We start from the raw sequence: 249 nt of genomic DNA on the forward strand, positions 1-249 counted from the left end.
CTTGCCGACCTCGGAGGTCGGCGAGTACTGGCCCTTGGTCAGGCCGTAGATCCGGTTGTTGAACAGCAGGATCTTCAGGTTGACGTTGCGGCGCAGGGCGTGGATCAGGTGGTTGCCGCCGATGGACAGCGCGTCGCCGTCGCCGGTGACCACCCACACCGACAGATCACGTCGGGAGCTGGCCAGACCCGTGGCGATGGCGGGGGCGCGGCCGTGGATGGAGTGCATCCCGTAGGTGTTCATGTAGTA

General features: G+C 65.5%; 1 protein-coding gene. It reads right to left on the bottom strand.

Annotation, left to right across the window (positions count from 1 at the left end; genetic code table 11):
• Positions 1-249, bottom strand: a 249-nt coding sequence (locus ACPXCS_RS39755; RefSeq protein WP_425952386.1) for a thiamine pyrophosphate-dependent enzyme, incomplete at both ends; no start/stop codon positions are given.

Source organism: Streptomyces sp. DT190, assembly GCF_049846985.1.
Lineage (GTDB): Bacteria > Actinomycetota > Actinomycetes > Streptomycetales > Streptomycetaceae > Streptomyces.